Here is a 13,466-nt window from a genome sequence, read left to right on the forward strand (position 1 = left end):
ACGAGGATCTCGCCCTGCTGGAACGGCTCGAGGCCGTTCACGGTCTTGATCAGCGTCGACTTGCCCGAGCCGGACGGACCGCACACGACCACCACCTCGCCTTTCTTGACCTCGGTCGTGCAATCGGTGAGGACCTGAAACTGGCCGTACCACTTGGAAACGTTCTTGATGGAAATCATCTTGTGACCTTTTTCTGGAGACCTTTGACGAGGGCAGACGCCACCGAGCAAATCACGAAATAGCATGCACCCGCGAACAGGACCATCTCGACGGTCGTGCCGTCGCGATCGCCGACGTTGGCGGCCGTGCGGAAGAAGTCCGCGAGACTGATCACGTACACGAGCGACGTATCCTGGAACAGGACGATCGCCTGCGTGAGCAGCAGCGGCACCATCGCGCGGAACGCCTGCGGCAGGATCACGAGGCGCATCGCCTGCGCGTAGTTCATACCGAGCGCGAACGCGGCGTTGACCTGCCCGCGCGGCACCGCCTGGATGCCGGCGCGGATGATCTCGGAATAATACGCGGCTTCGAACAGCGAGAACGCGACCATCGCCGACGCGAGGCGAATGTCGATCGTCGGCGACAGCCCGAGCACGCCCTGCAGCACCTGCGGCACGATCAGGAAGAACCACAGCAGCACCATCACGAGCGGGATCGAGCGGAACACCGTCACGTACGCCTTCGCGAACCACGCGAGCGGCTTCACGCCCGACAGCCGCAGCAGCGCGAGCAACGTGCCCCAGACGATGCCGACGACGATCGCGATCAGCGTGATCTTGAACGTGACGATCGCCCCCGTCCACAGCGTCGGTATCGCGCCGGGAATACTACTCCAGTCGAACTGATGCATCACTTGCCTCCGATGTAGCCGGGCAGCCGCGTGCGGCCTTCGATCCAGCGCATGAACGCCATCACGACGAGGTTGATGATCACGTACGCGAGCGTGACCGCGATGAACGACTCGTAGGTCTGCGCGGTGTAGTCGACGAGCTGGCGCGCCTGCGCGGACAGGTCGAGCAGGCCGATCGTCGACGCGACCGCCGAGTTCTTGAAGATGTTCAGGAACTCGGACGTGAGCGGCGGCACGATGATCCGGTACGCAACCGGCAGCAGCACGTAGCGGTACGTCTGCCATTGCGTGAAGCCCATCGCGAGGCCGGCCGCGCGCTGGCCCTTCGGCAGCGCGTTGATCCCCGAGCGCACCTGTTCGCACACGCGCGCGCCCGTAAACAGGCCGAGACAGATGATCGACGAGGTGAAGAACTGCGTGGTCGGCGGCAACTGCTTGATCCAGGTGCCGATCGATGCGGGCAGCAACTCGGGCACGACGAGGTACCAGATGAAGAACTGCACGATCAGCGGGATGTTCCGGAAGATCGACACGTACACGGTGCCGATCGCGGACAGCCATTTGTTCGGCACCGTGCGCAGCACGCCGAACAGCGAACCGACGATCAGCGCGATGACCCAGGCGACGAGCGACACCTCGATCGTCACCCAGAAGCCGGACATCAGCCATCCGAAATAAGTCGTCGGCTCGCCGGTCGAGACGGGGCTCAGGAAGACGCCCCAGTTCCAGTGGTAAGACATGGGCAAGACTCCAGCAAAAAGAAACGGAAGAAGCGTGGCCTCTTCCGTTTCAGTAGCGTCATTTCTGCGTCAACGGCCGCGTGGTCAGTCGAGCGCCTTGTCGTTCGGGTTCGCGTACAGCTTCTTCATCGAATCGGACAGCGGGAAGTTCAGGTTCAGCCCCTTCGGCGGGATCGGGTTCTCGAACCACTTCGCGTAGATCTTCGCGGCTTCGCCCGATTTCTCGACTTGCGAGATCGCGTCGTCGACGACCTTCTTGAAGTCCGCATCGCCCTTGCGCATCATGCAGCCGTACGCCTCTTCCGACTGCGGCGTGCCGACGATCACCCATTCGCCCGGCTGCTTCGCCTTCGCGCGCTCGCCCGCGAGCAGCGCGTCGTCCATCATGAACGCGACCGCGCGGCCCGACTCGAGCGTGTTGAACGAGTCGCCGTGATCCTTCGCGCTGATGATGTTCATGCCCAGCTGCTTGTCGTTGTTCATCTTGCGCAGCAGGCGCTCGGACGTCGTGCCGGCGGTGGTCACGACCGTCTTGCCCTTCAGGTCGGCGAAGTCCTTCACGCCCGAATCCTTCTTCGTCATCAGGCGCGTGCCGATCACGAAGATCGTGTCGGAGAATGCGGCCTGCTGCTGACGCTCCAGGTTGTTGGTCGTCGAGCCGCACTCGATGTCGACCGTGCCGTTCTGCACGAGCGGGATGCGGTTCTGCGACGTGACCGGGATGTTCTTGACCTGCAGGTTCGGCAGGTTCAGCTTCTTCTTCACCGCGTCCACGACCTTCAACTGGAATTCGCGCGAATAGCCGACGACCTGCTGGTTCTGGTCATAGTAGGAGAACGGAATCGACGATTCGCGGTGGCCCAGCGCGATCACGCCCGTGTCCTTGATCTTCTTCAGCGTGCCGGTCTCCTGTGCGTGCGCGCCGCTCGCGAACGCGCACAGCGCCGCGACCATCAGGACTGCCTTCTGGTATTTCATTTTGGTCATCTCCTTGGCTAAAACCCGCGCCAGTGTATCAAAGTAATATTTTTGAAAGTACTGGTTGTTAACCGCACTACGAATCGCGCTGTGCGAAGCCGTCCTCCCGGCTCCGGGCGCCCGTTTCGGCACCTGAATGCGCGCGCGGGCGATGCCGGATTCGGCATCGCCCGCGAGGGTTCATGCGCGCAATCGGGTGGATTGCGTCATGCTTTGATCGTAGTCAACCGATCGGCGATCGGCAACGACCGATCAGGGGTACAGGCCGCGCATTTCGCGCGCCATCAGGATGCGCTTGCACGCGACGATGAACGCCGCCGTACGCACCGTCACCTTGTGCTCTTCCGCGACCGCCCACACGCCGGCGAACGCTTCGCGCATCACGCGCTCGAGACGGTGGTTGATCTCGTCTTCCGTCCAGAAGAAGCTCGAGAAGTCCTGCACCCACTCGAAGTACGACACGGTCACGCCGCCCGCGTTCGCGATCACGTCGGGGATCACGAGCACGCCGTTCGCGCTCAGGATGTCGTCCGCCGCCGTCGTCGTCGGGCCGTTCGCGCCTTCGACGATGATCTTCGTGCGGATCTTCGCCGCGTTCTTTTCGGTGATCTGGTTTTCCAGCGCCGCCGGGATCAGGATGTCGGTCTCGACCGTCCAGAACTCGTCGTTCGGCATCGGCTCGGCGCCTTCGAAGCCCGCGACGCCGCCCGTGCGTGCGACGTGGTCGAGCAGCTTGTTCGAATCGAGGCCGGCCGGCTGGTAGATCGTGCCCGTGTGATCCTGCACCGCGATCACCTTCGAGCCCGCTTCCTGGAACAGCTTCGCCGCGATGCCGCCGACGTTGCCGAAGCCCTGCACCGCGATGCGCGCGCCTTCGATTTCCAGGCCCTTTTTCTTCGCCGCTTCGGAGCCGACGACGAACACGCCGCGGCCCGTTGCTTCCTTGCGGCCGAGCGAACCGCCGAGCGCGATCGGCTTGCCGGTCACGACGCCGGTCGACGTCTGGCCCTGGTTCATCGAGTACGTGTCCATCATCCACGCCATCACCTGTTCGTTGGTGTTGACGTCCGGTGCCGGAATGTCGGTGTTCGGCCCGATGATGATGCCGATTTCGCTGGTGTAGCGGCGCGTCACGCGCTCGAGCTCACCACGCGACAGCTTGCGCGGGTCGACGCGGATGCCGCCCTTCGCACCGCCGTACGGCACGTTCACGGCCGCGTTCTTCACCGACATCCATGCCGACAGCGCCATCACTTCCGACAGCGTCACGTCCTGGTGGTAGCGCACGCCGCCCTTGCCCGGGCCGCGCGACACGTTGTGCTGCACGCGATAGCCTTCGAAGTGCGCGACGGTGCCGTTGTCGAGCTCGATGGGGCAGTCGACGATCAGGATGCGCTTCGGACGCTTCAGCGTCTCGAGCCAGCGCGACAGCGAGCCGAGGTACGGCGCGACGCGATCGACCTGCTGAAGGTAGTTGCCCCACGGGCCGAGATCGTCGGCGTGAAGGTAGGACGGGATGGACTGCAGTTGCGAAGACATGGACACTCCAACGTTCAACGGATTGCGCACATTGTCGAAAAACCCGTTTTTTTTATCCAATGCCGTTTGCTTATTCGATTATGCGTTTCTTGCATGATCGTGATTTTTCGCAAATCCGCGGTCGATTTGCGCAAGAACGCCCGCGATCGGCCGTGCATCGCGGGCGTGAAAAATCGTCGTGAAAGTCGCGGGACGCCCGCCGGACGGGCGTCCGACAGGCGCCGAAAGCGGCTCGTCAGCCGCTCGCGCCCGACCGGCCCGGTTAACCGCCCACGGTTAACCGGTGGTTTCGCGCAGTTCGTCGCGCACGACGTCCCACAGCGCGCGCACGAGTTTCTGGTGCGGATCGTCGCCCTGCAGCGCGAGCTTGTCGCAGTACAGGCGGATCTCCATCGTCAGCGTGAACGGATGGGTGCCGCCGCGCGCGGAACGGTCGAGCCGGATCAGGCGGCCGCTCGCCACCGCGTCCTCGACCGCGCTGTGCGGCAGGAACGCGACGCCGTGGCCCGCGAGCGCCATCGCCTTCAGCCCTTCCGCCATGTCGGTTTCGTAAACACGATCGAGGAACAGCGACGTCGGTGCATTCGCCACGATGACTTCGGTCATCCGGCCGAGATACGCGTTCGGCGTATACGACAGGTACGGCACGCGCGCCTCGGCCGTGCCCGGCAGCGTATAGCGCGGCCGGCCGGCGCGGCCCGGCGCCGAAAACGCGCTGATCGGCTCGCTGCCGAGCACCAGCATGTCGTAGCGGGCCGGGTCGAGCGCGACCGGGTGGCTCGGGTGGTGGTAGCCCATCACGAGATCGCAGCCGCCCTCGACGAGCGACAGCACGGCATCGTGCACGTTCAGCGCGCGCAGCCGCGTGTGGACCTGCCCCATCTTCGCCTCGATCCGCTGCAGCCAGCGCGGAAAATACGTGAGCGACAGCGTGTGCGGCACCGCGAACTCGATCGTCGGCACCGGCGCGCCAACGTGGCCGCGCAGCAGCGTGCGCGCCTCGTGCGCCTGCGACAGCATCGTCAGCGCCTGCTCGTAGAAGATCTGGCCGGCCTGCGTGAGCCGCGTCGGATAGACCGAACGATCGATCAGTTCGGTCGCGAGCCACGCCTCGAGCGCCTGGATACGCCGCGAGAACGCGGGCTGCGACACGTGCCGCAGTTCGGCGGAGCGGCTAAAGCTGCGCGTTTCCGCGAGCGAGACGAAGTCTTCGAGCCATTTCAGTTCCATGCAGGCGGGCGCGGCGGGCGGCGGTCGGGAAGAAGCCTGCATTCTACCGGCGGGCGGGCCGGCCCGGCGGCGTGGCGGGCGCCCCGGCGAGCCGGCGCGGGCGCCTGCCGGCAGGCCGGTCGCGCGCCGCCCGGGCGCCGGGCGCGTGCCGATCGCCCGCGGCGGCGGCGGCCGGACCGGTTCGGCCGGGATCACCCCGCGGCGATGGTAAAATGTCGGATTCTTCCCCCCTCGCTCGACCCGGCCCCAAGGCCCGCCCGATCATGTCCGACACTCGTCCCGATACGCTTTTCGCCCTCACCGCGCTCTCGCCCATCGATGGCCGCTACGCCAGCAAGACCGAAGCGCTGCGCGACTGGCTCTCCGAAGCCGCCTTCATGCGCCACCGCGTCACCGTCGAGGTGCACTGGCTGATCGCGCTGTCGCGCGCCGGCTTCGCGGAAGTCCCGCGCTTCTCCGACGCGTCCGAACAATTCCTGCTGCAGCTCGCGGAGCGCTTCACCGCGCACGACGCCGCGCGCATCAAGGAAATCGAGCGCGTGACGAACCACGACGTGAAGGCCGTCGAATACTGGCTGAAGGAATCGGTCAAGGGCCAGGCCGAACTCGAGAAGGCCAGCGAATTCATCCACTTCGCGTGCACGTCCGAAGACATCAACAACACGTCGCACGGGATGATGCTCGCCGGTGCGCGCGAGCACGTGATCGTGCCGGCGCTGCGCACGGTCCACCAGCGCCTCGTCGCGCTGTCGCACGCGCTCGCCGAGCAGCCGATGCTGTCGCGCACGCACGGCCAGCCGGCCAGCCCGACGACGCTCGGCAAGGAGCTCGCGAACGTCGCCGCGCGCCTCGCACGCGCGATCACGCGCATCGAGAAGGTCGAGATCCTCGGCAAGATGAACGGCGCGGTCGGCAACTTCAACGCGCACCTGTCCGCGTATCCGGAATTCGACTGGGAAGCGTTCTCGCGCGACGTGATCGAGAACCGCCTGAAGCTCACGTTCAACCCGTACACGATCCAGATCGAACCGCACGACTACATGGCCGAGCTGTTCGACGCGGTTGCGCGCGCGAACACGATCCTGCTCGACCTCGATCGCGACGTGTGGGGCTACATCTCGGTCGGCTACTTCAAGCAGAAGACGAAGGCCGGCGAGATCGGCTCGTCGACGATGCCGCACAAGGTCAACCCGATCGACTTCGAGAACTCGGAAGGCAACCTCGGCCTCGCGAACGCGACGCTGCGCCACCTCGCCGACAAGCTGCCGGTGTCGCGCTGGCAGCGTGACCTGACCGACTCGACGGTGCTGCGCAACATGGGCGTCGCGCTCGGCTATTCGCTGCTCGCGTACGACTCGCTGATCCGCGGCCTCGACAAGCTCGAAGTCAACCCGCAGCGCCTGAACGAAGATCTCGACAACTGCTGGGAAGTGCTCGCGGAGCCGGTGCAGACGGTGATGCGCCGCTACGGCATCGAGAACCCGTACGAACAGCTGAAGGAACTGACGCGCGGCAAGGGCATCACGCGCGAAGCGCTGCAGGAATTCGTCGCCACGCTCGCGATCCCGCAGGATGCGAAGGACCGCCTGCTCGCGATGACGCCGGCGTCGTACATCGGCAAGGCCGTCGAACTCGCGAAGCGGATCGCGTAAGCGCCGCCGTCGCCGGACGGAAAAAAAGCCCGATGCGAAATTGCTCGCATCGGGCTTTTTCTTTGGCGGCTCGCGCACGCTCGACGAAAAAAGGCGCCCCGAGGGGCGCCTGTCTCACTGCGGCATCACGATTGCCGCGAACCGCGCTCAGTGCGCGTGGCCGATCTTCGCCATCACCTGATCGACGATCTGTTCGGGCGTCAGTTCGATGCTGACCTCGATCGCCTCGTCCGGGCCCGGCTCCTCGAGCGTGTCGAGCTGGCTCTTCAGCAGCGACGGATCGAAGAAATGGCCGGTGCGGCTTTTCAGGCGCTCGTGCAACACCTCGAACGAGCCCTTCAGATACACGAACCGCACGTCGGTGTCGGTGCCGCGCAGCACGTCGCGGTACGACCGCTTCAGCGAAGAGCACGTGAACACGGCCGTCTCGCCGGCACGCTGCTTTTCCTCGATGGCCGCGCGGATCGTGCGCAGCCACGGCCAGCGGTCGTCGTCGGTCAGCGGAATGCCGTTGTGCATCTTTTCCTTGTTCGCCGCGCTGTGAAACGCGTCGCCGTCGGTATAGCTGCACGACAGGCGTTCTGCCAGCATTTCGCCGATTCGCGATTTGCCCGCGCCCGACACGCCCATTGCGATCAGAATCATTGACTACCCCTTGTTACAAAACCACGCTCAGCAGCAGCGTAAAGCTCAGACCGAGCACCGAGATGATGGTTTCAAGCAGCGACCAGGTCTTGAACGTCTGACCGACCGTCATCCCGAAGTATTCCTTGATCAGCCAGAAGCCGCCGTCGTTCACGTGCGAGAAGATCAGCGAGCCCGAGCCCGTCGCGAGCACCAGCAGCTCCGGACGAACCGCCGCGCCCGACGCCGCCGCGATCGGCGCGACGATGCCGCAGGCCGTCGTCATCGCGACCGTCGCCGAGCCCGTCGCGAGACGCATCAGCGCCGCGACGAACCAGCCGAGCAGCAGCGGCGACAGGTGCGCGTGCTTCGCGGTCTCGACGATCTGCTGCGAGATCCCGCTGTCGCGCAGGACGCCGCCGAAGCCGCCGCCCGCACCGACGATCAGCGTGATGCCGGCGATCGGTGCCAGGCACTCGCCGCAGAACTTCTGGATCTGGTCGCGGTTGAACCCCTGCAGCTTGCCGAACGTGAAGAAGCTCACCAGCACGGCGATCAGGAGCGCGACGTCGGAGTTGCCGGCAAAGCGCAGCAGGCTGTTCGGCAGCGACTTCGGCGTGAAGATCAGGTCGGCCCAGCTGCCGACCAGCATCAGGATCACCGGCAGCAGGATCGTGAACAGCGTGATGCCGAAGCTCGGCAGTTCGCGCTGCTTGCCTTCCGTGTGCGATTCGACGAACTGCGCGGCGAGCGGATTGTTCTCCGGCAGCTTGACGAACTTCGAGATCATCAGCGCGAACAGCGGGCCCGCGACGATCGCGGTCGGCACGCCGACGATCAGGCCGAACGCGATCGTCTTGCCGATGTCGGCACCGTATTGCTGGACGGCCAGCAGCGCGGCCGGGTGCGGCGGAATCAGCCCGTGCACGACGGACAGGCCCGCGACCATCGGCAGGCCGACGACGAGCAGCGACTTGCCGGTGCGCTTCGCGACGTTGAACGCGATCGGGATCAGCAGCACGAAGCCGACTTCGAAGAACACCGGCAGGCCGACGATGATCGCGACGAACATCATCGCCCAATGGATGTTCTTCTCGCCGAACCAGTCGATCAGCGTGGTCGCGATCCGCTCCGCGCCGCCCGATTCGGCCATCATCTTGCCGAGCATCGTGCCGAGGCCGACGACCACCGCGATGTGGCCGAGCGTGTTGCCGTTGCCGGTCTCGAACGACTTGACGATCTTGTCCATCGGCATCCCGACCACGAGGCCGAGGCCGAGCGAGACGATGATGAGCACCAGGAACGGATAGATCTTGAACCGCGCGATCATCACGATCAGCGCGACGATCGCGATCACGGTATAAATGAGCAGCATGCTGCCTTGGACAGCCCCCATGTGGCACTCCTCCTAGGATTGTTCGAACCGGGCGAGTTGTTGCGAGTATGCCCGGCTATGCAGGTCTCCGAAACACGGGGGTTCCCACCCCGCGAGGACGCTGAATTTTACTTATCTTTACGGTCCGCGGATAGAACCGGTTCCATCAGCAAAAACCCTCGGTAAAACAAGCACTAAGCGCTCGCTTACCGAGGGTCAAACGTTCGTTTCGTACAAGTCTTAACGGGGCAGCTGGCTCGCGGCTTGCGCGAGGCGCGTGACTTCGGCCCAGTCCTGCGCGGCGAGCGTGGCCTTCGGCGTGAGCCACGAACCGCCGACGCATACGACGTTCGGCAGCTTCAGGAAATTCGGCGCGGTGTCGACCGTGATGCCGCCCGTCGGGCAGAACTTCAGCGCCGGGAACGGACCGTGGAACGCCTGCAGCATCGGCACGCCGCCGGCCTGCTGCGCGGGGAAGAACTTGACGATCTCGTAGCCGAACTCGAGCGCCTGGATGATGTCGCTCGGCGTCATCACGCCCGGCAGCAGCGGCAGGCCGGCGTCGAGGGACGCGAGGTGCAGGTCCTTCGTCAGGCCCGGCGACACGCCGAACTTCGCACCCGCGCGCTTCGCCTGCTCGCAGTGCTCGGGCTTCGTGATCGTGCCGACGCCGACGACGATGTCGTCCGCGAGCTGGCTCGCGCGCTGGATCGCCTCCAGGCCGGCCGGCGTGCGCAGCGTGATCTCGAGCACCTTGACGCCGCCCGCGTGCAACGCGCGCGACACGTGTTCGCCCTGCTCGACCGAGTCGAATGCGAGCACCGGAATCACCGGGCCCAGCTTCACGATTTCAGCAATCGTCTTCATCTGGAACACTCCTTGAAATTCATGCAGCGACGCTGACGGCCGTTTCGCCGACCAGCGTCCCGAAAACCGATGCGCCCAGCTCGGCCGGCGCGGCCGCCGCGCGGAACACGCCGAACAGTTCGCGCCCGAAACCGACCTCGTTCTCGGCCTGGTGCAGCGGCTGCGCGACCGGGCGCGCCTGCCACTCGGCGTCGTCGACCTCGATGTCGAGGATGCCGGCTTCCGCGTCGATCACGAGCGTGTCGCCCGTCTTCACCTTGCCGAGCGGGCCGGCCAGCAGCGCTTCCGGCGACACGTGGATCACGGCCGGCACCTTGCCCGACGCGCCCGACATGCGGCCGTCGGTCACCAGCGCGACGTGAAAGCCCTGATCCTGCAGCACGCCGAGCAGCGGCGTCAAACGATGCAGCTCGGGCATCCCGTTCGCGCGCGCGCCCTGGAAGCGCACGACCGCGACGAAATCGCGCTTCAGCTCGCCGCGATCGAAGGCCTCCTGCACGGCTTCCTGCGAATCGAACACGATCGCGGGCGCCGTCACCTTGCGGTGCTCGGGCGCGACCGCCGAGATCTTGATCACGCCGCGGCCGAGCCGGCCCTGCATCAGGCGCAGGCCGCCGTCCGGCTGGAACGGGTCGCGAATGCTGCGCAGCACCTTCGTGTCGTGGCTCTCGGGCGTGCCGTCGACCCACGTCAGCTTGCCGTCGATCAGCTTCGGCTCCTTCGTGTAGTGCGACAGGCCCTTGCCCGCCACGGTCGTCACGTCTTCGTGCAGCAGCCCGCCCTCGAGCAGGTTGCGCACCAGGAACGCGACGCCGCCCGCCGCGTGGAAGTGGTTCACGTCGGCCTTGCCGTTCGGGTAGATCTTCGCGAGCAGCGGCACGACCGCCGACAGCTCGTCGAAATCGTTCCAGTCGATCAGGATGCCGGCCGCGCGCGCGATCGCGACGAGGTGCAGCGTGTGGTTGGTCGAGCCGCCCGTCGCGAGCAGCGCGACGATCCCGTTGACGATCGCCTTCTCGTCGATCACGTGGCCGATCGGCGTGTAGTGGCCGCGCTCGACCGTCAGGTCGAGCACGCGGCGCGCGGCTTCGGCGGTCAGCGCGTCGCGCAGCGGCGTGTGCGGATGGACGAACGCCGAACCCGGCAGGTGCAGGCCCATCAGCTCCATCAGCATCTGGTTGCTGTTCGCGGTGCCGTAGAACGTGCAGGTGCCGTGGCCGTGATATGCCGCCGATTCCGCTTCGAGCAGCGCGTCGCGGCCGACCTGGCCGGTCGCGAACTGCTGGCGGATCTTCGCCTTGTCGTCGTTCGACAGGCCGCTCGTCATCGGGCCGGCCGGCACGAAGATGGTCGGCAGATGGCCGAACTGCAGCGCGCCGATCAGGAGGCCCGGCACGATCTTGTCGCAGATGCCGAGGCAGAGCGCCGCGTCGAACATGTTGTGGGTGAGCGCGATCGCGGTGCCCATCGCGATCGCCTCGCGCGAGAACAGCGACAGCTCCATGCCCGGGTTGCCCTGCGTGACGCCGTCGCACATCGCCGGCACGCCGCCCGCGAACTGCGCGACGCCGCCGTTCTCGCGCGCGGCGGCCTTGATGATGTCGGGGAAATCCTTGTACGGCGCGTGCGCGGACAGCATCTCGTTGTACGAGGACACGATGCCGATGTTCGGCTCGCGGATCGCCTTGATCTGGAACTTGTCGCTGCCTTCGAGACCCGCGAAGCCGTGCGCGAGGTTCGCGCACGACAGCGCGCCGCGCGCCGGGAACTTGCCTTGCGCGCCGTCGATGCGCTGCAGATAGGCGGAACGGGTCGATTGGCTGCGGGCGATCACGCGATCGGTGACTTTCGCCAGGGTGGGGTGCAGCGACGTCATGCTGGGCGCTCCTGTATGCCGGACGGACACCGGCGGTTGGAATCGTGGGGACGGTCGAGTGCATCGAACGAACGAAGTCAGTCTAGTAGAAAAACTACAAGCGCGCAATGCGGATCAGCATACGCGCAACTCACACCCCCGCCACCAGCAAGGCTTTCCTAGTGAAAACCCTAATCCACGGCATCGTCCACTGCAGAAATTGCCGACGATAGAGCTAGCATTTTCATGTAGATTTTCTACAATTCGATTGCGATACACTCGCTCATCCGAACCCGATTTCCATCCGCCGTCCCATGCTGCCTCGCATTGAAGCGATCCGCGCCGACCTGCGCCCGTCCGAGCGCAAGCTCGCCGACTACATCCTCGCCGCGCCGCGCGAGGTGCTCGACCTCGCGATGACCGAGCTGTCGACCCGCGCGGGCGTCAGCCAGCCGACCATCGCGCGCTTCTGCCAGGCGCTCGGCTGCAGCGGCTTTCGCGAATTCAAGATCCGGCTCGCGCAGAGCGTCGCGCCGGGCGTGTCGTCCGTGTATCGCGACGTCGAGCCCGACGAGCCCGCGCCCGGCATCATCGGCAAGGTGTTCGACCGCACGATCGGCGCGCTGATCGAGGTGCGCAACAGCCTGTCGGCCGGCAGCGTCGCCGACGCGATCGCGCTGCTGTCGAACGCGTCGCGCATCGAGTTCTACGGCGCCGGCGGCTCCGGCATCGCCGCGCAGGACATCCAGCACAAGTTCTTCCGGCTCGGCGTGCCGAGCGTCGCGTATTCGGACCCGCACACGTTCTCGATGTCGTCGGCGCTGCTCGGGCCGCACGACGTCGTCGTCGCGATCTCGAACACCGGTCGCACGCGCGACATCGTCGAGGCCGCGCGCTCCGCGCTCGCGTGCGGCGCGAAGGTCGTCGCGATCACGCAGAGCCATTCGCCGCTCGCGAAGCTCGCGACGGTGAGCCTCGCGTCGAACGTCGCGGAGGAAACCGACGTGTTCTCGCCGATGACGTCGCGCATGTCCCATCTCGCGATCGGCGACATCCTCGCGGTCGGCGTCGCGCTGTCGCGCGGGCCCGCATTGATGGAGCGCGTCGGCCGCGCGAAGGAAGCGATCACGCGCCGCCGGATCGACGACGGCACGAAGGATTGACCCACGCACGGCGCCCCGCCGGCGCATGAGCGATGCAGAACCGACGCACGGTCCGGCGCATCAGCCGCTACCCGGCACGCACGTAAACGAAGAACGGCGCCCCGCGGGGCGCCGTTGCGCTTGGGTCGGTGCGGCCAACCGGCCGCTCAGCTCAAAACGGCTTGATCACGACCAGCGCGACCGCCACGAGCATGCCGAGCACCGGCAGTTCGTTGAACACGCGATACCACTTGTCGGTGCGACGGTTCTCGCCGCGCTCGAACACCTTCAGCAGATGCCCGCAATACGCGTGGTAGATGACGAGCAGCAGCACCACCGTCACCTTCGCATGGATCCAGCCCTGCCCCTGGCCGATGCCGATCACGAGCCACAGCCACAGCCCGCATGCGAGCGCCGGCACGGCGATCATCGTCATGAAGCGGAACAGCTTGCGCGCCATCAGCAGCAGGCGCCGCACCGCGGCCGGATCGGTCTCCATGGCCAGGTTCACGTAGATGCGCGGCAGGTAGAACAGTCCCGCGAACCACGCGGCGATCAGAACGATATGGAACGTCTTGACCCAGAGCATTGCCATCGGTTGTGCGCCTCGC

Annotated in this window: 13 protein-coding genes; 2 read left to right on the forward strand and 11 right to left on the reverse strand. The window is 65.8% G+C overall.

Features of this window, described 5'->3' with window-relative positions; translation table 11 throughout:
- The 6 genes from DID98_RS22465 to DID98_RS22490 all read right to left on the reverse strand — a co-directional run.
- Positions 1–179: ATP-binding cassette domain-containing protein (locus DID98_RS22465; RefSeq protein ID WP_148092719.1), on the reverse strand; the 179-nt coding region annotated here is incomplete at its 3' end.
- On the reverse strand, positions 176–853 hold the full coding sequence (gene gltK / locus DID98_RS22470) for a glutamate/aspartate ABC transporter permease GltK (RefSeq protein WP_014898078.1): 678 nt from the start codon (positions 851–853) through the stop codon (positions 176–178). The genes DID98_RS22465 and gltK, both read right to left, overlap by 4 nt.
- The gene (locus tag DID98_RS22475) at positions 853–1,593 is read right to left on the reverse strand and encodes an amino acid ABC transporter permease (protein WP_044848294.1); all 741 of its coding nucleotides are present in this window, start codon (positions 1,591–1,593) and stop codon (positions 853–855) included. The genes gltK and DID98_RS22475 overlap by 1 nt, the downstream gene beginning before the upstream one ends.
- 84 nt (positions 1,594–1,677) lie before the next feature.
- Entirely contained in the window at positions 1,678–2,571 is an 894-nt protein-coding gene (locus tag DID98_RS22480) for a glutamate/aspartate ABC transporter substrate-binding protein (RefSeq protein WP_185500314.1), read from the reverse strand.
- A gap of 252 nt (positions 2,572–2,823) precedes the next feature.
- On the reverse strand, positions 2,824–4,110 hold the full coding sequence (locus DID98_RS22485; protein WP_044848295.1) for a Glu/Leu/Phe/Val dehydrogenase: 1,287 nt from the start codon (positions 4,108–4,110) through the stop codon (positions 2,824–2,826).
- 276 nt (positions 4,111–4,386) lie between these two features.
- A complete protein-coding gene (locus DID98_RS22490; protein WP_044848296.1) occupies positions 4,387–5,340 on the reverse strand; it encodes a LysR substrate-binding domain-containing protein in 954 nt (317 codons plus the stop codon).
- Between the two features lie 263 nt (positions 5,341–5,603).
- Here DID98_RS22490 and purB point away from each other — a divergent pair, with 263 nt between their 5' ends.
- Positions 5,604–6,992, forward strand: coding sequence for an adenylosuccinate lyase (gene purB / locus DID98_RS22495; RefSeq protein ID WP_044844148.1), 1,389 nt, complete (start codon positions 5,604–5,606; stop codon positions 6,990–6,992).
- 147 nt (positions 6,993–7,139) lie between these two features.
- Here the strand turns inward: purB and DID98_RS22500 are convergent, their stop codons facing one another.
- The 4 genes from DID98_RS22500 to edd form a co-directional block, all read right to left on the reverse strand.
- On the reverse strand, positions 7,140–7,637 hold the full coding sequence (locus tag DID98_RS22500; protein WP_044844149.1) for a gluconokinase: 498 nt from the start codon (positions 7,635–7,637) through the stop codon (positions 7,140–7,142).
- 13 nt (positions 7,638–7,650) lie between these two features.
- Entirely contained in the window at positions 7,651–9,012 is a 1,362-nt protein-coding gene (locus DID98_RS22505; RefSeq protein ID WP_044844150.1) for a GntP family permease, read from the reverse strand.
- A gap of 219 nt (positions 9,013–9,231) precedes the next feature.
- On the reverse strand, positions 9,232–9,858 hold the full coding sequence (gene eda, locus DID98_RS22515; protein ID WP_124571459.1) for a bifunctional 4-hydroxy-2-oxoglutarate aldolase/2-dehydro-3-deoxy-phosphogluconate aldolase: 627 nt from the start codon (positions 9,856–9,858) through the stop codon (positions 9,232–9,234).
- 19 nt (positions 9,859–9,877) lie between these two features.
- On the reverse strand, positions 9,878–11,734 hold the full coding sequence (edd, locus tag DID98_RS22520) for a phosphogluconate dehydratase (protein WP_124571460.1): 1,857 nt from the start codon (positions 11,732–11,734) through the stop codon (positions 9,878–9,880).
- 293 nt (positions 11,735–12,027) lie between these two features.
- Between edd and DID98_RS22525 the strand changes: the two genes are divergently transcribed.
- Positions 12,028–12,876, forward strand: coding sequence for a MurR/RpiR family transcriptional regulator (locus DID98_RS22525; protein ID WP_044844153.1), 849 nt, complete (start codon positions 12,028–12,030; stop codon positions 12,874–12,876).
- 151 nt (positions 12,877–13,027) lie between these two features.
- Here DID98_RS22525 and DID98_RS22530 read toward each other — a convergent pair whose 3' ends face one another.
- Positions 13,028–13,450 carry a CopD family protein gene (locus tag DID98_RS22530; protein ID WP_124488267.1) on the reverse strand — a complete coding sequence of 141 codons (423 nt, stop codon included), beginning with the start codon at positions 13,448–13,450 and terminating at the stop codon, positions 13,028–13,030.
- Between the last annotated feature and the right edge of the window lie 16 nt (positions 13,451–13,466).

The organism is Burkholderia sp. Bp8984 (genome assembly GCF_003853755.1).
Classification (GTDB): domain Bacteria; phylum Pseudomonadota; class Gammaproteobacteria; order Burkholderiales; family Burkholderiaceae; genus Burkholderia.

What these genes read in the sequence shown, in the direction of transcription:
- eda (WP_124571459.1), bottom strand. Translation starts at nt 9,858, where the DNA reads ATGAAGACGATTGCTGAAATCGTGAAGCTGGGCCCGGTGATTCCGGTG.
- DID98_RS22505 (WP_044844150.1), bottom strand. Translation starts at nt 9,012, where the DNA reads ATGGGGGCTGTCCAAGGCAGCATGCTGCTCATTTATACCGTGATCGCG.
- gltK (WP_014898078.1), bottom strand. Translation starts at nt 853, where the DNA reads ATGCATCAGTTCGACTGGAGTAGTATTCCCGGCGCGATACCGACGCTG.
- DID98_RS22500 (WP_044844149.1), bottom strand. Translation starts at nt 7,637, where the DNA reads ATGATTCTGATCGCAATGGGCGTGTCGGGCGCGGGCAAATCGCGAATC.
- DID98_RS22490 (WP_044848296.1), bottom strand. Translation starts at nt 5,340, where the DNA reads ATGGAACTGAAATGGCTCGAAGACTTCGTCTCGCTCGCGGAAACGCGC.
- purB (WP_044844148.1), top strand. Translation starts at nt 5,604, where the DNA reads ATGTCCGACACTCGTCCCGATACGCTTTTCGCCCTCACCGCGCTCTCG.
- DID98_RS22475 (WP_044848294.1), bottom strand. Translation starts at nt 1,593, where the DNA reads ATGTCTTACCACTGGAACTGGGGCGTCTTCCTGAGCCCCGTCTCGACC.
- DID98_RS22530 (WP_124488267.1), bottom strand. Translation starts at nt 13,450, where the DNA reads ATGGCAATGCTCTGGGTCAAGACGTTCCATATCGTTCTGATCGCCGCG.
- DID98_RS22485 (WP_044848295.1), bottom strand. Translation starts at nt 4,110, where the DNA reads ATGTCTTCGCAACTGCAGTCCATCCCGTCCTACCTTCACGCCGACGAT.
- edd (WP_124571460.1), bottom strand. Translation starts at nt 11,734, where the DNA reads ATGACGTCGCTGCACCCCACCCTGGCGAAAGTCACCGATCGCGTGATC.
- DID98_RS22480 (WP_185500314.1), bottom strand. Translation starts at nt 2,571, where the DNA reads ATGAAATACCAGAAGGCAGTCCTGATGGTCGCGGCGCTGTGCGCGTTC.
- DID98_RS22525 (WP_044844153.1), top strand. Translation starts at nt 12,028, where the DNA reads ATGCTGCCTCGCATTGAAGCGATCCGCGCCGACCTGCGCCCGTCCGAG.